Below are 433 nucleotides of genomic sequence, written 5' to 3'. Positions count from 1 at the left end.
CCCGCTCCACCGCTTCGAAGAACTGCGGCGTCGGCTCCGAGGGCACCGAGCGGATCACGCCGCCCGCCATCAGGAAGCCGAAGGCGTGGATCGGATAACTCGGATTGGGACACAGGATGACGTCGCCCGGCGCGGTGATGGCCTGCGCCACGTTGGCAAAGCCCTCCTTCGAGCCCAGCGTCGCCACGACCTGGGTGTCCGGATTGAGCTTCACGCCGAACCGGCGCGCATAATAGGCGGCCTGGGCCCGGCGCAGCCCGGGGATGCCACGCGAGGCCGAATAGCGGTCGGTGCGCGGCTTGCCCAGCGTCTCCTTCAGCTTCTCCAAGACGTGCGGCGGCGCCGGCAGATCCGGATTGCCCATGCCGAGGTCGATGATGTCGGCGCCGGCATTACGCGCGGCGGCCTTGGCCCTGTTGACCTGCTCGAACAC

Annotated in this window: 1 protein-coding gene; it reads right to left on the bottom strand. The window is 68.8% G+C overall.

All coding sequences use genetic code 11. The features are described from left to right. Nucleotides 1–433: aminotransferase class I/II-fold pyridoxal phosphate-dependent enzyme (locus AACY45_RS28800; RefSeq protein WP_339548879.1), on the bottom strand; the 433-nt coding region annotated here is incomplete at both ends.

The organism is Pseudomonas sp. RA_35y_Pfl2_P32 (assembly GCF_963970735.1).
Classification (GTDB): domain Bacteria; phylum Pseudomonadota; class Gammaproteobacteria; order Pseudomonadales; family Pseudomonadaceae; genus Aquipseudomonas.
The sequence above is the reverse complement of the archived record's forward strand: the minus strand, read 5'-3'. Positions and strand labels throughout refer to the sequence as shown.